Raw genomic sequence first — 18,081 nt, 5'->3', positions numbered from 1 at the left:
GCGGAACTGGTGTCGGGAGGTTACCAGTTCGGCAGGCCCAATTGCTTGGCCTGCTTTTCCACATCTTGGTCGTAAAGCGCCGCCGCTTCCGCCGCCGGACGGATGCCGCTGCCGACCTCGACCGTGATCTGCTCCAGCGCCGGGCCCTTCACGGGCGACAGGAACTCCAGCGCCGGGGCCGTCATGCCTTCGGTCTGGAAGTAGGGCAGCATGTCCTGCACTGCGGGCGGCACGTCGGCGGGCAGCTCGCAGCCCTTGATCAGGTAGGGGCCCGAGGCACCTGCAGCCCCGATCATCGTGTTGCACCCTTCGACCGAGGCGACGAAGTTCAGGAACTTGATCGCCTCGTCCTTGTTCGGGCTGGCTTCCGGCACATAAAGCCCCGCGGGCATCCAGACCGTCAGTCCATTCTTCGCGGCATCCGGGCCTGGCTGGGCGAAGAAGCCGAGGTCGTTCAGGTTGTCGGGGTGGTTCTGCTTCACCGTGCCGACGCCGAAGGTCAGCATCGGGTAATGCGCGCCCTCGCCGGTGGCGACCATGCGCATCCCGTCCTCGAACTTCGCCACGCCGAAGTCCTCGTTCATGTAATTGGCCTTGAACACGGCCTCCAGGTAGTCGAACCCGCGCATGGCCGCCGGGGTCGTCGCGTACTTCGCCTTGTTCGCGGTATAGTCGGCGGCAAAGGTCGGCACCTCGGCCTGGACGTTGAAGTAATCCGCCAGCACGAACAGCTGGCTGGTCCAGGTGTCGCCGAAGGTGGTGATGACGGAGACCTTGCCCGCTTCGGCTACCTTGGCGTTGTTCGCCATGAACTCGTCCCAGGTCTTTGGCACCGAGAGGCCGAGGTCGGCATAAATCTTGCGGTTGTAGAAGATCCCGCCGCCCATCGACGGGCCGAAGGGCACCCCGCGCACGCTGCCGTCAGGCGCGGTCACCACCTGCTTGAAACTGTCCAGCACATTCGCCTGGCCTTCGATCGCGGTCAGGTCGGCCAGCGTCTGGTCCGGCTTCAGCGCCTGGAAGAGGGATCCCGAGTTGTAGTTGAAGATGTCCGCCATCTCGCCCGTGGCCAGGCGCGTCTTGACGATGTTGTCGCCTTCCGCCCCGCCATTCCTCTGTTCGATGTCGAAGGTCACGTCCGGGTTCGCCGCCGTATAGGCCGCCGTCAGCGCCTCCATCGAGGCCACCGTCTCGGGGTTGTTGTCGATCAGGACCGAAAGCGTGACTTCGGCCTGGGCCATGCCCGCCGCAAAGGCGATGGCGGTGGCAAGGGCGGCAGAGTGTCTGAAAGTCTTCATGTTTCTGGTTTCCTCCCGTTGGTCGTTCAAGTCAGGTCGCAGGTAATGACGTGCGCGCCCGCAGGGATGGTCAGGCCCTCGGCGGGAACGCTGACGGGCTTGCCGTCCAGCGTGACGTTCTTGCGCTGGTCGCTGGCAGTCAGCCGCCCGCTGCAGCCTTCGGGCAGCGTCACGCGATAGGTCACGCGTGTACCGTCCAGAACCCAGCCAGCCTCGATCCGGCCATGGCGGCAGTCGTGCCAGGCCTCGACCGGGCTCAGCGCGGGCAGGATCAGCGGGTTCAGGGTGACCTCGTCGAAGCCAGGCTTCTCCGCCACCGGGGCCACCCCGGCCACCCCTTCGAACAGCCACTGGCACACCGCGCCATAGGCGTAGTGGTTGTAGCTGTTCATGTCGGGGTCGTAGATCGTACCGTCCTCACCGAGCGCGTCCCAGCGTTCCCAGATCGAGGTCGCACCCCGATCGACCTGGTACAGCCACCCGGGCACCTTGCGATTGAGGAATATCTTCTCGGCCAGGTCCGCCATCCCGTGCATCGTCAGCGCAGGCAGGATCGCCGGGGTCCCGATGAACCCCGTCCCGATCAGCCCGTCGGCATCTTCCACCACCTTGCGGAAATAGGCCTTGCTGGCCTCGTAGGTCTCCTCCGGCACCAGGCTGTAGAGGAACGCGAGGCTCCAGGACGTCTGGTCATTGTGCGCGATGCGGCCCGAGGGCGAGAAGAACTCATTCCGGAAGGCTTTGCGGATCGCCTCGGCCCGGTCCCGCAGCACCTTGGCCTCGGCGTTTTCGCCGATCAATCCGGCGATCTTCGCGGCAAGGTCGGTGGAGATGAAGTGGTAAAGCGTCGCCGCGCAGTCGTCGGCGATGGTGGGGCGGGGCTTCCTATTGTCGCCCACCGGCTGGATCCAGTCACCGAAGGTGAAGCCGAGCGCGCCCCATTCCGCGGGGGGCCGCACCACCGGCCCATCCGAGATGCCCCAGACATAGTCCAGCCACTTGCGCATCGCCGGGAAGTTTTCGCGCAACACACCTTTGTCGCCGTAATGCAGATAAAGCTGCCAGGGGATGATGACGATGGCATCGCCCCAGCCCGTCGACCCGGCCCAATCGCCCCGGTCGTCAATCGGATGCAGCCGCGTCGGGTCGGGCGAGAAATGCGGAACCGCCCCGTTCGGGCGCTGGTCATGCCGCACGTCGCGGAGGTATTTCTTCAGGAAGCTCTCGCAATCCGCCAGCCAGCAGGCCGTGCCCGCGAAGACCTGAGCATCCCCGGTCCAGCCCAGCCGCTCATCCCGCTGCGGGCAGTCGGTCGGCACCTCGATGAAGTTCGACCGCTGCGACCAGATCGTGTTCAGGACCAGCCGGTTGACCGATGGTTCGCCACAGGTGAACCCCCCCGCCGCGACGGGGACGGAGGTCACGGGGATCTGGTGGATTGACCTCAGCGTCGCTCCGCCAGTCAGGGTAACGCGGGCATAGCGGAAACCGAAGAAGGTGAAGAGGGGGGCATAAGTTTCGACGCCGTCACCCTTCAGCGTGTAGTGCTGTTCGGCGCGGGCAGAGCGGAAGTTGCGGTTGTCGAAATCGCGCTTCGGGCCGAGGACTTCCGAGAATTCCACCCGCACATGCGACCCCGCCGGACCCTGCACGGCGATTCGCACGTAGGCCCCGCAGTTCTGGCCGAAGTCGTAGACCGTGGTTTCGCCATCGGCCCAGCTGTCAACTAGGGCGACTGCCTCCATCTCCTTCACTGCGCCGGTTTCATGCGGGACCAGCAGCGCGCGGTCGAAGGGCAGGACCTCGACGCTATGTGTATCTGTCACCGCGATCCGGCAGTCGTAGTCCTCGCCATGGTAGATGCCGTTGCCCGTCACCGGCGTGAAGCCCGACTTCCACGAGGCATCGGTCTTCACCACCGTCTTGCCGCCCGCCATCAGCTCGGCAAAGGCGCCGATGCGGGTGCCCCATGTGTTCGGGATCGGGTTCAGTGCCCACATCAGGCGGGATCGGTACCAGCCGTCGCCCAGCCAGATTTCCAGCCGGTTCTTTCCCGGTTTCAGAAGCGGAGAGACGTCGTAGGACTGATAGGCGATCCGGTCGTCATAGCAGGTCCAGCCGGGGGTAAGGAGGTCATCCCCCACGCGGACGCCGTTCAGGAAGGCCCGATACAGGCCCTGCGCCGACAGGTGCAGAACCGCGCCCTCCGGACCCTTGTCCAGCTCGAACTCCCGCGCGACGAAGGTTCCGGCGCCGCCTGTCCCCGGATCGCAGGACGGCGCGATCATCTCAGCCGTAAATCCTTCTGAAGACAAAGCTTTACTGGCTGCGGACTCTGCCCGCACCTGCCCCTGAAGGCCCATTCCGACATCCTCCCTGCGGTGCCGAATCAGGTCCTCCCCATTTCGTGCACCGTTCTACGTAAATCATTCTACAGCCCGATTTGCCTTGCAACCGTTTTTTGCTAGGGTGCCGGGCAGGGGGGGCAGCATGGCCGACGGCAACAGCGATACGCGCGTGACGATCCGCACCGTGGCGGCGGATGCGGGCGTGTCCGTGGCCGCCGTGTCCAAGGTCATGCGCAACGCCTATGGCGTGTCGGACGCGCTGCGCCTGAAAGTCGAGGCGAGCATCGAGAAGCTGGGCTATCGGCCTTCGGTCGCAGCCCGGGGGATGCGGGGGCGGACCTTCACGATGGGCGTCCTCTTGGTCGGCATCGACAACCCGTTCCTGCCCGGCATCTACCAGGGCATCGAGCGGGTGACCGAGCCTGCCGGCTACAAGATCATGGTCGGTGTCGGCGCTGCGCGCACCCGGACCGAGGCCACGCTGATCGAGCAGATGATCGATAACAGGATGGACGGGCTGATCCTGGTCGCCAGCCAGATTTCCGGCGAGACGCTGGAACATTTCGCGCGGCAGATTCCGATCGTCGTCGTCGGACACCATGAACCCGCGGCGCTGGGCTATGACACGATCAACAACGATGACCAGAGGGGGGGGCAGCTGATGGTCCGCGCCTTTCTGGACCGCGGCTATCGCGACATCGCCTTTCTGACCCAGTCCGATCAGGAAGGGCAGCTGGCCGATGTCGCCCCCCAGCGCGAGATCGGCTATCGCCGGGCGATGGCCGAGGCCGGGCTGGCGGACCGGATCCGGGTGATCGGGGTGCCCAACCATGGCCTGCCGCGCGATGCGGCGTTCCGCGCGATCCTTTGCGCCCCGGACCGCCCGCGCGCGTTCTGCTGCTGGTCCGACCTGGACGCGATCCCGCTGTTGGGCGAAGCCTACCGCCTTGGCATCCGGATCCCGCAGGACCTGGCGGTGATCGGCTACGACAACTCGCCCGTGGCAGGCCTGCCGATGGTCGAGCTGGCATCGGTGGATCAGGATGGGCCACGGCTTGGCAAGCTTGCGGCCGAGGCGCTGTTCACCCGCATGAACGGGCGCAGCGTGGCAGAACATATCCTGATCGAGCCGACTCTGATCCCGAGAAAGAGCTGTTGATCGGATCAGTGGACCGCACCGCCCTTGCGCGGCTATGCTGCAGTCAGGACAGAATGCAGGCGCTGCCGGACCCGTGCCAGGCGCCCCGACACCGATAGCCGAAGATGGAGATGCGCCCCGTGACCTTTGCCCCCGAAGACCGCAAGATCGCCAACATCCACGACGCCGACTACCGTCCCTTCGTCTACCCGGACGGCCAGGCCTTCGGCGATGACATCCTGCAGCTCGACACCGACATGCCGCTGGGAGAGGGCTTCCACGTCTACCGGATGCCCGCCGGCATGACGACGCGGCGGCACATCCACAACGGGCACGAACAGTTCCTGATCCTCGAGGGCGAGCTGATCGAGGACGATGGCCGCGTGCTGAAACCCGGCGACCTGGTGTTCTACCGTGACGGGACCGAGCATCACTCTTACACGCCGAACGGCTGCCTTCTGGCCGTCCATATCGCAGGGCCCGAGATTTCGACCAGATAGCGCCCGGGCTAACTGGCCCTCAGGGCGCGAAGACCGTCGTGTCGTAGGCCAGGCTCAGGCCGATATAGCTGTCCTCATATTCCGAGCCGTCGTAGTAGCGCAGGTCCAGCGCCGCCTCGTCGGTCAGGCTGTAGGTGACGCCGAAATCCCATTCCTGCTCGGAGGGGGCTTCCTCGACCTCGTAAACCCCGTAGTTGGCCGAGATGCCGAACGTGTCGGTGGCCTGATAGGCCAGCTCGATGTAGGCGTTGCCAAGGGACGAATCCGGGTCGTAGGCAAGGTCGAGCGTGGTGCTGAACTTCTCGCCAAGGGGCACGCCCAGGCTGGCGGTCAACTCGCCGCAGCAATTGCCGCCGTCATTGGGGTAGATGTAGCGCGTGTAGCCGAAGTCGTAGGACACCCCCGAGGCCAGTTCGTTGCGGTAGCCCAGGTAGATGTCGACCTCGTTCAGGGTGTCATCATCGGCCACCTGACCCCAGATGCCGGCATAGAGGCCGTTCCGGTCAACTTCCAGATAGCCGGAAAGGTATGCGGCCGTTCCGCTGTCGGGTCCGTTCTCATCGAAGGTGAACTCAAGCTCTGTGCCGCCGTAAACCGTTACGTCCTGCGCCAAGGCGCCACTCGCCAGCAGGCTGAAGAAGGCGGTCGCCGTCGCTGCAAACCTGATCATGACGTTCCTCCATTCGGACAAAGTGGACCAGGACTTCTGTCATCAGCAGGGGAACACAGAATTGACTGGCTGAAAAGCCAAAGTAAGACTGGTGTTGACAGACCCCCGCGGATGCGTCGCTTTCGTCACAGGCGGATGGTCCGTCCGTTGAACGGATCAACGGTCTGGCGCAGCAGGAAGGACAATCGTGGCAACGATCCGCACGGACTTCCCGCACCAGGTCGAAGTGGTTGAAAACCTGTGGATTCCGTTGCCTGACGGTACGCGGCTGGCGGCAAAGCTGTGGCGGCCGGCGACGGGGCGGCATCCGGCGATCCTGGAATACCTGCCTTACCGCAAGCACGACGGGACCCGCAGCCGCGACCAGGGGATGCACATGTATCTGGCAGGCCACGGCTATGCCTGCCTGCGGGTGGACATCCGGGGCTGCGGTGAAAGCGAGGGGCTGATCTACGACGAGTACTCCGAAGTGGAGTTGGCCGATGGCTGCGACGTGATCGCCTGGATCGCGGGCCAGGACTGGTGCGACGGGCAGGTGGCGACGATCGGGATCAGCTGGGGCGGGTTCAACGGCTTGCAGATCGCAGCGCGGCAGCCTCCGGCGCTGAAGACGGTGGTGGCGGTCGGGTTCACCGATGACCGCTATGCGACGGATGTCCATTGCATCGGCGGCTGCCTGTCGAAGGACAACCTGGACTGGTCGGGGACCATGGTGGCGGGCATGGACCTGCCGCCGGACCCCGCCTTGCACGGGACGGCCTGGCGCGACCTTTGGCTGCAGCGGATCGAGGCGAACCGCCCCTGGGGGCTGATCTGGCTGCGGCATCAGCGGCGGGACGACTACTGGCGGCATGGCTCGGTCTGCGAGGATTTCTCGGCGATCCGGGTGCCGGTCTATGCGGTCTCGGGTTGGGCGGACAACTATTCCGAAGCCGTGCCGCGCCTGCTGGCGGGGTTGGGTGCGGACCGCTGCCGCGGTCTCATCGGCCCCTGGGCGCATTCCTTCCCGATGGATGTCTCGGTCGGCCCGGCCATCGGCTGGCTGCAGGAGGTCATCCGCTGGTGCGACCACTGGATGAAGGGGCGCGACACCGGGATCATGCAGGAACCCGCACTGCGGGTGTGGATGCAGGAAAGCGTGCCGCCCAAGACCTGCTACACTGAACGCCCTGGACGCTGGGTGGGTGAGGATCAATGGCCCAGCCCGCGCATCAGGGAGTGGAAGCTTTATCCTGACGGCCAGTCGCTGCACGAGACTGCGGGGCAGGGGCAGGCGCGCATCTGCTCCCCCCTCTGGGTCGGCGCGGCGGCGGGTGAGATCGGGCGTTACGGCGATGAGGCCGACTGGCCCACCGACCAGCGCGAGGATGACGGCGGGTCCCTGGTCTGGGCGACCGCGCCATTGGCAGAACCCGTTGAAATCATGGGGGCCGCGCGGCTACATCTTCGGGTTGCCTCGGACAAGCCTATGGCACTGGTGGCCGTCCGCCTGAACGACATCGCGCCCGACGGGGCTTCGACCCGAGTGACGCTGGGGGTGCTGAACCTGACCCACCACAAGGGCCACGACCGGCCGCAGGCGCTGGTGCCCGGCCAGCCGGTCGACGTGGTGGTCGAGCTTGACGACATCGCCCACGCCTTCCCCGCAGGCCATCGGATCGGGCTGTCGTTGTCCTCGGTCTACTGGCCCATCGCCTGGCCCTCGCCAGAGCTTGCGACGTTGACGGTGGACTTTGGGGCAACGTCATTGATCCTGCCGATACGTGCCCCGCGCCCCGAGGACGCGACGCTCCGCCCCTTCGACGCGCCCGAGATGGCGCCGCAATCCCCGATGATCCACCACCCCGTCACGCCCGCGCATCCGCGCCGGGTGGCGCGGGACCTCTTGTCGGGCCGGATCACGGTCGACTTCCCGCGCTGGTGCTATGACCACGAATTCCCCGATATAGGCATAAGGCAGGCAAGCGAGGGGCATGCCCGCTACCTTATCACCGAAGGCGAACCGCTCTCCGCGGCGATGGAAACCGCCTACCGCGTCGTCCAGACCCGCGCAGATGGGGTCTTCACCCATGACAGCCGCAGTCGGCTCACCTGCGATGAAAAGTCATTTCACTTCTGGGCCGAGACGGTGATCCACGAAAACGGCGCCGAGATTGCGCGCAGAGAATGGTCCGAGGAGATCCCGCGTGACCATCTCTGACGGCCCCAGCGTTGACTTGCCCCCCAAGCGCACCGCAAGCTTTGCCCGACCGGCCCCGCGCTGCCAGAGGTGCGCATGAGAGTGGAAACCGTGCCCCTGTCCGGGCCCAGCCCCGGCACCACACGGACCCTGACCCGCCATCACTGGGGGCGTGAGGGGGCGAGGCCCAAGGTCTACCTCCAGGGCGGGCTTCACGCCGACGAAATGCCGGGGCCTCTGGCGCTGTTTCACCTGATGGACCAGCTCGACCGGGCCGAGGCCGAGGGGCGGATCACCGGGCATGTCATCGTGGTCCCGCTGGCGAACCCAATCGGGCTGTCGGAGTGGCTGCTGCACAAACCCGTAGGGCGGCGCGATCTGGAGGGGGCGCACAACTTCAACCGGGGGTATCCGGACCTCGCCGCGCTGGTGGCGGACGGGCTTGAGGGGCGGCTGGGCGATGATCCCGTGGCGAATGTCGCGGTGATCCGGGCGGCCTTTGCGGAGGCTCTGGCCGGGGCCAAGATCGAGACCGAAGTCGACGAGCTGCGCATCCGGCTGATGGAGGCGTCCCACGACGCCGACATCGTCCTTGACCTGCACTGCGACCACCGGGCGGTGATGCACTTCTACGCCTCGACCGCGCGGCCCGAAGTGACCGACCTTCTGGGGCGCTGCACCGGGTCAGTGCTGGCGTTGATCGAGGATGTCTCGGGCGGGAACGCCTTTGACGAGGCACATACCGCGCCCTGGCGCGCGCTGCGCGAGAGGTTCGGCGAACGGGTGCCGCAGCCCTGTTTCTCCACGACGCTGGAATATCGCGGGCAGATGGATGTGGACGATACGACGGCGGCACGGGATGCCGAGGGGCTGATGGCCTTTCTCGGCTCTATCGGAGCCGTGACCGGCGGTCCTGCACCAGCTTACGGCCCGGCGGAAGAGATGCCGTTGGCCGGCGCGGTCGAGTTCATGGCCCCCATCGGCGGGATTGTCACCTGGGTGACCAAGCCCGGAGACCGGGTGAGCGAAGGCCAGGTCCTTGGCCACATCACCGACGCCGCTGCCCGGAGGCGAGTTGAAATCACGGCACCGACCACAGGCATCCTGTTCCGGCAAGAATTGTGGACCTCTTGCCTCAAAGGGCAGGGCCTGTGCCACGTGGCGGGCCACGAAATCCGGCGGACGGGGGACCTTCTGTCGAACTGAACCAACGATAACAGGGAGAGACGCGGATGATCGGAAAGGCAGGAAAGGTGGCGCGGTGGTTGGCTGGCGCGGCGATGGCCCTGGCGCTGGCGACGACTTTGGCGACGGGCCCGGCGCTGGCGGATGATACGCTCGACCGCGGCGTGGGGTCGGAATGGTCCTCGCTCGACCCGCAGGTGAACTTCGACGCGGCGGCGGGGTGGATCCTGGCGGATGCCTACGAGGGACTGGTGACCTTCGACCCCGACGGCAAGATCATCCCCGGCGCTGCGGAAAGCTGGGAAGCAAGCGCGGACGGCAAGACCTACACCTTCCGCCTGCGCGAGGGGCTGAAGTGGTCGAACGGCGACCCGCTGGTGGCGCAGGACTTCGTCAACGGGGTCCTCAGGACGCTGAACCCCGATACGGTGTCGGAGAAAGGCTACTACTTCTACTCCACAATCAAGGTGAAGGGTGCCGAGGCGCTGGCCAACGGCGAGACGAAGGACCCCTCGACCTTGGGGATCACTGCGCCTGACGACCGCACGCTGGTGATCGAGATGGAGACCCCCGCCCCGCATATCCTGGACCTGGTGGGGGCCTTCCAGTTCGCGCCCCTGCATTCCCCCAGCTTCGAGGCAAACGGCGCAGGCGTCTTCATCGACCCCTCCAAGGTCGTCTCGAACGGGGCCTATGTCATCAAGGAAGTCGTGCCGCAAAGCCATGTTCTCCTTGAGAGAAACCCCAACTACTGGGACGCGGCCAACGTCAAGATCCCCTTCGTCAAGTATCACGTGACCGAGGACGTGGGGACGGAACTCAAGCGCTATCAGGCGGGTGAAATCGACATCACCTATGACATCCCGCTGGCCGATCTGGAACGCCTGCAGGCCGAGACGCCGGATGAGGTCTGGGTGTTCCCCTCGACCTATCTGATCTACTACAGCTTCAACCTTTCGCACCCCGATCTGCAGAACATCGACCTGCGCCGGGCGCTGTCGCTGGCCTTGGACCGGGACGTGCTGGAGAACAAGATCGTCAAGGGCGGGGCCACGCCCAAGCTGAACTATGCGGGCGGCTTCGACCCCGACTACAAGGGCCCCGACATCGCCGAGGCTTCGATGACCCAGGCCGAACGCGAGGCGCTGGCGCAGGAGCTGTATGCCAAGGCGGGCTATGGCCCGGATAACCCCTTGAAGCTGTCCATCGCCACCACCGTGGCCGAGATCAACATCCGCCGGGCACAAGGGGCCGCGCTGATGTGGAAGAAGGTGCTGGGCGTTGAGGTCGAGCTCAACTCGATGGAGCGGAAGGCCTGGCTGGACCTGTTCTACACCGACGACTGGTCGATCTTCGCCGACAACCTGGTGGGTGATTTCGCGGGGCCGGAGACGTTCCTTTCTTACATGCGTCCCTCGGCAGAGCCTGGCTATGGCTGGGAGAAGCCCGAGTATGACGCGGCGATGGACGTGGCGGCGGAACAGCCCGACAAGGCGACGCGGTATCCGGAATTGGCGAAGGCCGAGAAGATCCTGCTGGACGACTACATCTTCGCGCCGATCTCGATCGAGCCCTACCGGCATCTGGTGAAGCCCAACGTCAAGGGCTTCGGCCCCTCTGCGGCGGGCTATCACAACAGCCAGTGGATGACGCTGGACTAGATGCTGCGCTTCATCGGCAAGCGGCTTTGGCACGGGGGCCTGACGCTGGCGGCGCTGGTCACGCTGACCTTCTTCGTCATGCGCCTGGCCCCCGGCGGGCCGTTTTCTCGCAACCGCAAGATCAGCCCCGAGGTGCAGGCCAACATCGAGGCGGCCTTCCACCTGGATGAACCATTGTGGATGCAGTTCGGCCGCTTCGTCTGGGGCATCTTGCGGCTGGACCTAGGCCCTTCGACCCGGCACCGCGACTATTCGGTCAACGACCTGATCGCATCCGGTCTGCCATATTCGCTGACCATCGGCTTCTGGGCTGTCATCATCGCGGCAATGGTGGGCGTGGCGCTGGGTCTGGCAAGCGCGCTGCGGCGGAACTCGGCCACCGACTACCTTGCGGGGACGGTGGGCGTCGTCGGCATCGCCATCCCGATCTTCGTCATCGGGCCTTTGCTGCAGGCCTTCTTCGCGCTGCGGCTCGACTGGCTGCCGGTCGGCGGGATCAACGACGGCTGGCGCTCGCTGATCCTGCCGGTGATTGTGCTCGCGCTTCCGAACATCGCCTATATCAGCCGCCTGACCCGCACATCGATGATCGAGACGATGCGCGAGAATTACGTGCGGACTGCGCGGGCCAAGGGCATCGGTTGGCGCCGGACGCTGTGGCGGCACACGCTGACCGGGGCGCTGCTGCCGGTCATCGCCTACCTTGGCCCGGCGACGGCGGCGATCATCACCGGATCGATCCTGATCGAGACGATCTTCGCCGTCCCCGGCATCGGGCGGCACTTCGTCGACGCGGCGCTGAACCGCGACTATCCCCTTGTGATGGGCATCACGCTCCTTTACGGCGCGATCCTGATCCTGTTCAACATCGCCACCGACGTCGTCCGCGCGATCCTTGACCCGAGGATCCGGAATGAGCGTTGATCTGGCCCCGCCACGCGGCACCTCGACCTTTCAGCTGCAGCTGCGGCGGTTTCGGCAGAACCGGCTGGCGATGGGCTCGGTCGTGGTGCTGGCGCTGATCGTCGCCCTCTGCTTCCTCGGCCCCTACACCTTCCCCTTCACGGGTGAGGACGCGGATTTCGACTTCATCAATGCGCCTGCCGAGTTTCAATGGCCGCACCTTTTTGGCACCGACGATTTCGGGCGCGACCTTCTGGTCCGCGTCCTTGAAGGGGGCCAGGTGTCGCTGACCATCGGCTTCCTGGGCGCGCTGGTCGCCGGTGTCATCGGCGTCCTCTACGGCGCCGTCGCGGGCTATGTGGGGGGCCGCACCGACGGGGTGATGATGCGGTTGGTCGAGATCCTATACGGCTTTCCCTACGTGATCCTCGTCATCCTCCTGAGCCTCCTCTTCGGCGGCGGCACCCTGGCCCTTTTCGCCGCCATCGTCTTCACCCTCTGGCTGACCCCCGCCGTCATCGTCCGCGCCCAGGCCCAATCCCTCGCCCGGCGCGAATTCGTCGAGGCCGCCCGCGCCGGCGGCATGACTGGCCCGGCCATCGTCCTTCAGCACATCGTCCCGAACTGCATGTCGAGCGTCATCGTCTACGGCTCGCTCCTGGTGCCCGAGGTGATCCTGTCCGAGTCCTTCCTGTCCTTCCTCGGCATCGGCATCAAGGAACCGCAGGCGAGCTGGGGCAACCTGATCCAGGCCGGCACTGCGGCGATGGACAGCGACCTGCGGCTTCTGCTTCTTCCCGGGGGCCTTCTCGCCGTCGTCCTCCTCTGCCTCAACTTCATCGCCGACGGCCTCCGCGATGCGTTTGACCCAAATGACCGGTAGCCTGCTGTCGATAAGGGACCTGACGGTCCGCTTCCGCCTGGCGCAGGGCGAGACGGTGGCGGTTGATGGCGTATCACTGGATGTGGCCCCGGGAGAAGTCCTTGGGATCGTTGGCGAAAGCGGGTCGGGGAAAAGCCAGATCCTCTATGCGATGATGGGGCTTCTGGCGGCCAACGGGCGGGCCGGGGGGCAGGTGCTGTTCCAGGGGCAGGACCTGCTGGCACTTTCCCCCCGCGACCTCGACCGGGTCCGGGGCGATGCCCTGTCGATGATCTTTCAGGACCCGATGACCAGCCTCAACCCCTACATGCGGGTGGGTGACCAGTTGGCCGAGGGGCTGGTGGTCCATAAGGGCCTGTCGAAGACGCAGGCTCAGGCCGAAGCGGTCCGGATGCTCGACCGCGTCCGCATCCCCGACGCCGCAGCCCGCGGCCGGCGCTATCCGCATGAGTTCTCGGGCGGCATGCGTCAGCGGGTGATGATCGCGATGGCCTTGCTAGCGAAGCCCAAGCTTCTGCTGGCCGACGAACCCACCACGGCGCTGGATGTCACTATCCAGGCACAGGTGCTGGACCTGATGGCGGAGCTCGGTCGTGAGACGGGGACAGCGATCATCTTTGTCACCCACGACTTGGGCGTCGTGGCCCGTCTCTGTGACCGGGTCGTCGTCCTCTACGGTGGCCGGGTGATGGAGGAGGCCCAGGCAGAGACCCTGTTCGACGCGCCCGCGCATCCCTATACCCGAGGCCTCCTCGCCGCGATGCCCCGGTTGGAGACAGCCTTGACCCCGCGCCTTGGCACAATCCCCGGCACGCCCCGGTCGGGCGGTCAGGCCAAGGGCTGCCCCTTCGTCGACCGCTGCGCGGTGCGGCTGCCGCACTGCGCCAGCGACCGACCGTCCCTGCGCGACCTGGGCCCCGGTCGCCGCGCCGCCTGCCATCTGACGGGGGACGCGCCATGAGCCTTCTGGAAGCGAAAGCCTTGAGCGTCGGCTACAAGGTCCCGGGGTCCGGTCTCCTCTCCGGCCCGCGCCTCTTGCCTATCGTCCACGATGTCTCCTTCACGCTGGAGGCAGGCCGCACCCTTGGCATCGTCGGCGAAAGCGGGTGCGGCAAGTCCACCCTGGGCCGCGCCCTCCTCCGCCTGATCGAACCGTCGGAAGGGCAGGTGCTCTGGCAGGGGCAGGACATGGCGACCATCCCCGACCTCCGCCGCCGACGGTCCGAGATGCAGATCATCTTCCAGGACCCGGTCGCCGCTTTGGACCCCAGGATGACGCTGGCCCGCATCGTCAGCCGCCCGCTGGCAACCTTTGAGCCCGGCCTTTCGCGCAGCAAAGCCCGCGACCGGGCGGTAGAGGCGCTGACCCAAGTCGGCCTGTCGCCCGATTTCGCCGACCGCTACCCGCACGAACTGTCGGGCGGTCAGGCGCAACGCGTGGGCATCGCCCGGGCGCTGGTCGGCAGGCCCAAACTCATCATCTGCGACGAACCCGTCTCTGCGCTGGACGTCTCGATCCAGGCACAGGTCATCAACCTGTTGATGGAGTTGCAGGAAAGGATGGGCCTCGCCCTCGTCTTCATCTCGCACAACCTGGCCGTTGTCCGGCACATCAGCCATGACATCATGGTCATGTGCCTGGGCCGCGTCGTCGAGCACGCGCCCCGCAGCGCGTTCTATGCGAAGCCGCTGCATCCCTATTCCCAGGCCCTGATGCAGGCCGTCCCCGAACCCGATCCGCGCCGGGAAAAGGGCCGGATCGGCACGGCGCTGCCAGGGGAACTTCCGTCCGTTCTGAACCCGCCCCCCGGCTGCGTCTTTGCCAGCCGCTGTCCCAAGGCCGCTGACCTTTGCCGCACCACCCGCCCCGAGCTGCGTGAGGTCGCCTCAGACCGCCTTGCCGCCTGCCATTTCGTGGATGCCCCATGACCGACCTTGCCGCCCTTTGGGCCACCGTTCCGCAACTGTCGAACATCCACGCCAGCGAGGATGGCCAATGGGCCTTCTGGTGCATGTCCGGCGTGACCGAGACCGAGAACGTCTGGTGCGCCCCTTTGGACGGTTCCGCCCCACCGAAGATGTTAACCGACGGCCATGACCACTACCTGATCCGCGACGTCTCTCCTGACGGCAGGCGCCTCGTCCTCGCCCAGTCGCTGAACGCGAACGAGCATGATCACCTGCTTATCCTTGATCGCGAAACCGGCGCACTGCGGCAGATTACACCGACGCAGGACACCCACTACGTCTACGGCGGCGCGCTGGCGAAGGACGGAAGCGCGGTCTTCTTCCTGGCCGATTACGACTATGCCACGGGCGAAGTGACGGAAGGCGCCTGGCTTTGGCGGCAGGACCTCGTCGCGGGCCGTTACACCTGCCTCGACCGGGCCGACAGCCCGCCGCACTACTACGTGGGTCCGCTTCTTTCGCCCGACGGCACCCGCCTTCTCTGGCACCGCAGCGACCGCGCGCCGGGCGGGTATCAGCTGTGGCTGGTGCCGGTGGCGGGCGGTGAGGCCACGAAGGTTCTGGATCTGGGTGCGAAGAACAACGTGCTGGCATGCTGGCTGGATGACAACCGGATCGGCTTTGCCTGCGACCATGAGGGGCGGGACAAGCTGGGGGTCCTGACCTTGCCCTCCGGCGCGATCGACTGGCGGACGGGGGAGCCGGACCTGTTCCCCCATTCCGTGCTGGCGGGGACGGGTAAGGACTTCCTTTGCATCCACCACCAGCAAAGCCACACCCGCGCCGCCCTGGTCGGCCCCCATGGCATCCGCCCGCTTCCCAACCATTCCGGCCGCCGCAGTCTTCTGCCCCATGCCGCGCTGCCCGGTGGCGGGTGGCTGGCCGAGGCTTATGACGCCGACGCGCCGCATGACCTGGTGGCCGTGGCTGCGGACGGCACCTGCCGCACGATCTTTCGCGCACCGCCAGAACCTGCGCGTCGCCATGTCGCCCCACAGGACTTCCGCTGGACCGCCCCGGATGGGATGGCGATGCAGGGTTGGCTTTACCGGCCCGAGGGCACTCCGAAAGGCCTGATCGGCTATGTCCACGGCGGCCCGACCTGGCATTCGGAGGATTGGGTCAACCCGAAGATCCAGTTCTGGGTCGCCTGCGGCTATGTTGTCCTTGACCCGAACTATCGCGGCTCCACTGGGTTCGGCTATGCCCACCGCGAGGCGGTGAAGGTCGACGGTTGGGGCGGGCGGGAGCAGGCGGATATCCGGGCGGGGCTGGAGGCGGCGCTGGCATCAGGGCTGCCCGGGCCGGTGGCGGTGGCGGGGAATTCCTATGGCGGGTTTTCAAGCTGGTTCGCGATCACTCGTCATGCCGACCTCGTGACGGCGGCGATTCCGATGTGCGGGATGTATCGCCTGGACATCGACTACCACGCGACCGAAATGCCGCATGGCCGGGCCTATAGCGAAGAGATGATGGGCGGCACGCCGGAGGAGTTTCCCGAGAAATACGCCAATGCCTCCCCCGGCCGGTTCATCACCTTGATCCGGGGGCAGGTGATGATCGTCCATGGGTTGGCGGATTCCAACGTCGGGCCCGAGAACACCCATGTGGCGATCCGCGAGCTGACGGCGGCGGGAATCCCGCACGAGGTGCTGCTGTTCAAGGACGAAGGCCACGGCGTGTTCCGGCGGCGCAATGTCGAAACCTACCTGCGCAGAAGCGCCGAATTCCTGGACCGGGCCTTTGCGACAGGGGGCGGAGCAGGGCAGGGGTAACCCTCGCCCCAGACCTTTGACGCCTGACCAGCTAGGACCATGGCCTCCAACCGTTCCAGGTGGCGGATCGCCGCCTCCAGCGATCCGGTGGTCACCAGTGACCGGTTCCAGGTCCGCAGCAGGGACCGCGCGCTCCAGGGCAGGGCGGCCTGAGTGGCCCAGGCGCGCAGGGGCGGCGGCAGGGCGTCGTGGTCCCGCATCGGGTTGCTTGGACGCCAGCGCAGGCGTGGTGCCGAAAGGTTGCGCATCATGCCGCCTTCCGACCCCAGGCCGGGAAAGGGTCGGGCAGTCTGGCCCAGGCCCCGGGCGTGAAGTCGGCGGCCGAGACCAGCGCGGCATTCAGCGCGGCAGAGATTGCATCGCGGTCCAGGCCCGCGCCGATGAAGACGATCTCTTGCCGCCGGTCACCCCAGGGTTCGGCCCAATGCCGGGCGATCTCGGCCTGGGCGTCGGGGTGTTTCGGCAGCCGCTCGGGCGGCACCGAGGCCCACCAGCGGCCCAGCGGCGTGACCGAGGACATCGCGCCCGCCAGCGAGAATTCAGCCACCCAGTCGGGGCGGGTGGCGATCCAGAAATGCCCCTTGGCGCGGATCACGCCGGGAAGCGGGCCGTTCAGGACGGCATGAACCTTTGCCGGATGGAAGGGCTCGCGCGCGTGGTAGACGAATGAGGAGATGCCGTATTCCTCGGTCTCGGGCGTATGGTTGGCGAAGCCGTACAGCTCCTTGGCCCAAAGCGGGTGTTCATGGGCGCGGTCAAAGTCGAAGAGGCCGGTGTCAAAGATCGCATCTGGCGCAACGCAGGAGCGGTTGGTCTCGATCAGGCGGGCGTCCGGGTTCAGCGCGCGGATGATCTTGCGCGCGGCATCGACCTGCGAAGGCGTGGCATCGGCGACCTTGTTCAGCACGATCACGTCGGCGAATTCCATCTGGTCGGTCAACAGGTTGACCAGCGTCCGTTCGTCGCCTTCGCCCATGACCTCGCCGCGGTCGGCCAGGAAATCATGGCTGGAGAAGTCGCGCAGCAGGTTCACCGCGTCGACGACCGTGACCATCGTGTCGAGCCGCGCGATGTCGGACAGGCTGATGCCGTTCTCGTCCCGGAAGTCGAAGGTCGCCGCGACGGGCAGCGGTTCGGCGATGCCGGTCGATTCGATCAGCAGATAGTCAAAGCGCCCCTCGGCAGCCAGGCGGCGCACTTCGGTCAGAAGGTCGTCGCGCAGCGTGCAGCAGATGCAGCCGTTGGTCATCTCGACCAGCTTTTCCTCGGACCGCGAAAGCTCGGCCCCTTCGCGGATCAGGTCGGCGTCGATGTTCACCTCGCTCATATCGTTGACGATGACAGCGACGCGGCGGCCGTCCCGGTTGTTCAGGACGTGGTTCAGAAGCGTGGTCTTCCCGGCACCGAGAAAGCCGGAAAGCACGGTGACGGGCAGGCGGGGGTCGGACTGGCTGGGGGGCATGGCGATCCACGTAATGTTATAAGATAACATATACTGCTACCCGAAAGCGCGCGCCCCTGCAATGTCCTTGCAAAACGCGCGTGCAGGCTGGGCCCGGGCAAGCCGACCGAC

At 66.1% G+C, this 18,081-nt stretch carries 15 protein-coding genes; 10 read left to right on the top strand and 5 right to left on the bottom strand.

The features are described from left to right. Positions 1-20: 20 nt before the first annotated feature. A complete protein-coding gene (locus tag AC2EAL_RS18865; RefSeq protein WP_484725772.1) occupies positions 21-1,298 on the bottom strand; it encodes an ABC transporter substrate-binding protein in 1,278 nt (425 codons plus the stop codon). A 26-nt stretch (positions 1,299-1,324) separates the two neighbouring features. After that, positions 1,325-3,586 (bottom strand): family 78 glycoside hydrolase catalytic domain, encoded by a 2,262-nt coding sequence (locus AC2EAL_RS18860; protein ID WP_484725771.1) that lies wholly within the window; start codon positions 3,584-3,586, stop codon positions 1,325-1,327. A 202-nt stretch (positions 3,587-3,788) separates the two neighbouring features. On the opposite strand from AC2EAL_RS18860, the gene AC2EAL_RS18855 reads away from it, so the two are divergent. Continuing rightward, positions 3,789-4,805 (top strand): LacI family DNA-binding transcriptional regulator, encoded by a 1,017-nt coding sequence (locus AC2EAL_RS18855; protein ID WP_484725770.1) that lies wholly within the window; start codon positions 3,789-3,791, stop codon positions 4,803-4,805. A gap of 110 nt (positions 4,806-4,915) precedes the next feature. Continuing rightward, positions 4,916-5,284 carry a cupin domain-containing protein gene (locus AC2EAL_RS18850; protein ID WP_484725769.1) on the top strand — a complete coding sequence of 123 codons (369 nt, stop codon included), beginning with the start codon at positions 4,916-4,918 and terminating at the stop codon, positions 5,282-5,284. 19 nt (positions 5,285-5,303) lie between these two features. Here the strand turns inward: AC2EAL_RS18850 and AC2EAL_RS18845 are convergent, their stop codons facing one another. Beyond that, positions 5,304-5,954 (bottom strand): TorF family putative porin, encoded by a 651-nt coding sequence (locus tag AC2EAL_RS18845; RefSeq protein ID WP_484725768.1) that lies wholly within the window; start codon positions 5,952-5,954, stop codon positions 5,304-5,306. A 187-nt stretch (positions 5,955-6,141) separates the two neighbouring features. Here AC2EAL_RS18845 and AC2EAL_RS18840 point away from each other — a divergent pair, with 187 nt between their 5' ends. The 8 genes from AC2EAL_RS18840 (at position 6,142) to AC2EAL_RS18805 (ending at position 16,508) form a co-directional block, all read left to right on the top strand. Further along, positions 6,142-8,154: a CocE/NonD family hydrolase gene (locus tag AC2EAL_RS18840; RefSeq protein ID WP_484725767.1), complete on the top strand. Its 2,013-nt coding sequence runs from the start codon at positions 6,142-6,144 to the stop codon at positions 8,152-8,154. A gap of 75 nt (positions 8,155-8,229) precedes the next feature. Beyond that, positions 8,230-9,339, top strand: a complete 1,110-nt coding sequence (locus AC2EAL_RS18835) for a succinylglutamate desuccinylase/aspartoacylase family protein (RefSeq protein ID WP_484725766.1) — start codon at positions 8,230-8,232, stop codon at positions 9,337-9,339. A gap of 26 nt (positions 9,340-9,365) precedes the next feature. Next, positions 9,366-10,979 (top strand): peptide ABC transporter substrate-binding protein, encoded by a 1,614-nt coding sequence (locus tag AC2EAL_RS18830; protein ID WP_484725765.1) that lies wholly within the window; start codon positions 9,366-9,368, stop codon positions 10,977-10,979. After that, positions 10,980-11,903 carry an ABC transporter permease gene (locus AC2EAL_RS18825; protein WP_484725764.1) on the top strand — a complete coding sequence of 308 codons (924 nt, stop codon included), beginning with the start codon at positions 10,980-10,982 and terminating at the stop codon, positions 11,901-11,903. It abuts the gene before it with no gap. Then, entirely contained in the window at positions 11,893-12,765 is an 873-nt protein-coding gene (locus tag AC2EAL_RS18820) for an ABC transporter permease (RefSeq protein ID WP_484725763.1), read from the top strand. The genes AC2EAL_RS18825 and AC2EAL_RS18820 overlap by 11 nt, the downstream gene beginning before the upstream one ends. Then, complete coding sequence (locus AC2EAL_RS18815; RefSeq protein WP_484725762.1) at positions 12,755-13,726, top strand: ABC transporter ATP-binding protein; 972 nt, start codon at positions 12,755-12,757, stop codon at positions 13,724-13,726. Before AC2EAL_RS18820 ends, AC2EAL_RS18815 begins: the two co-directional genes overlap by 11 nt. After that, a complete protein-coding gene (locus tag AC2EAL_RS18810; RefSeq protein ID WP_484725761.1) occupies positions 13,723-14,694 on the top strand; it encodes an ABC transporter ATP-binding protein in 972 nt (323 codons plus the stop codon). Before AC2EAL_RS18815 ends, AC2EAL_RS18810 begins: the two co-directional genes overlap by 4 nt. Continuing rightward, entirely contained in the window at positions 14,691-16,508 is a 1,818-nt protein-coding gene (locus AC2EAL_RS18805; protein ID WP_484725760.1) for a S9 family peptidase, read from the top strand. Before AC2EAL_RS18810 ends, AC2EAL_RS18805 begins: the two co-directional genes overlap by 4 nt. On the opposite strand, the gene AC2EAL_RS18800 is transcribed toward AC2EAL_RS18805, so the two are convergent. Both AC2EAL_RS18800 and AC2EAL_RS18795 read right to left on the bottom strand, forming a co-directional pair. Further along, positions 16,439-16,756: a DUF6525 family protein gene (locus AC2EAL_RS18800; RefSeq protein ID WP_484725759.1), complete on the bottom strand. Its 318-nt coding sequence runs from the start codon at positions 16,754-16,756 to the stop codon at positions 16,439-16,441. The genes AC2EAL_RS18805 and AC2EAL_RS18800 overlap by 70 nt on opposite strands. Then, positions 16,756-17,970, bottom strand: a complete 1,215-nt coding sequence (locus AC2EAL_RS18795) for a GTP-binding protein (RefSeq protein ID WP_484725758.1) — start codon at positions 17,968-17,970, stop codon at positions 16,756-16,758. Before AC2EAL_RS18795 ends, AC2EAL_RS18800 begins: the two co-directional genes overlap by 1 nt. Positions 17,971-18,081: the final 111 nt, after the last annotated feature.

Source organism: Tabrizicola sp. T74 (assembly GCF_057219935.1).
The sequence above is the reverse complement of the archived record's forward strand: the minus strand, read 5'-3'. Positions and strand labels throughout refer to the sequence as shown.

Excerpts from the sequence above, each read along its gene's own strand:
- AC2EAL_RS18865 (WP_484725772.1), bottom strand. The coding sequence starts at position 1,298 with ATGAAGACTTTCAGACACTCTGCCGCCCTTGCCACCGCCATCGCCTTT.
- AC2EAL_RS18860 (WP_484725771.1), bottom strand. The coding sequence starts at position 3,586 with ATGATCGCGCCGTCCTGCGATCCGGGGACAGGCGGCGCCGGAACCTTC.
- AC2EAL_RS18855 (WP_484725770.1), top strand. The coding sequence starts at position 3,789 with ATGGCCGACGGCAACAGCGATACGCGCGTGACGATCCGCACCGTGGCG.
- AC2EAL_RS18850 (WP_484725769.1), top strand. The coding sequence starts at position 4,916 with ATGCGCCCCGTGACCTTTGCCCCCGAAGACCGCAAGATCGCCAACATC.
- AC2EAL_RS18845 (WP_484725768.1), bottom strand. The coding sequence starts at position 5,954 with ATGATCAGGTTTGCAGCGACGGCGACCGCCTTCTTCAGCCTGCTGGCG.
- AC2EAL_RS18835 (WP_484725766.1), top strand. The coding sequence starts at position 8,230 with ATGAGAGTGGAAACCGTGCCCCTGTCCGGGCCCAGCCCCGGCACCACA.
- AC2EAL_RS18830 (WP_484725765.1), top strand. The coding sequence starts at position 9,366 with ATGATCGGAAAGGCAGGAAAGGTGGCGCGGTGGTTGGCTGGCGCGGCG.
- AC2EAL_RS18825 (WP_484725764.1), top strand. The coding sequence starts at position 10,980 with ATGCTGCGCTTCATCGGCAAGCGGCTTTGGCACGGGGGCCTGACGCTG.
- AC2EAL_RS18820 (WP_484725763.1), top strand. The coding sequence starts at position 11,893 with ATGAGCGTTGATCTGGCCCCGCCACGCGGCACCTCGACCTTTCAGCTG.
- AC2EAL_RS18815 (WP_484725762.1), top strand. The coding sequence starts at position 12,755 with ATGACCGGTAGCCTGCTGTCGATAAGGGACCTGACGGTCCGCTTCCGC.
- AC2EAL_RS18810 (WP_484725761.1), top strand. The coding sequence starts at position 13,723 with ATGAGCCTTCTGGAAGCGAAAGCCTTGAGCGTCGGCTACAAGGTCCCG.
- AC2EAL_RS18805 (WP_484725760.1), top strand. The coding sequence starts at position 14,691 with ATGACCGACCTTGCCGCCCTTTGGGCCACCGTTCCGCAACTGTCGAAC.
- AC2EAL_RS18800 (WP_484725759.1), bottom strand. The coding sequence starts at position 16,756 with ATGCGCAACCTTTCGGCACCACGCCTGCGCTGGCGTCCAAGCAACCCG.
- AC2EAL_RS18795 (WP_484725758.1), bottom strand. The coding sequence starts at position 17,970 with ATGCCCCCCAGCCAGTCCGACCCCCGCCTGCCCGTCACCGTGCTTTCC.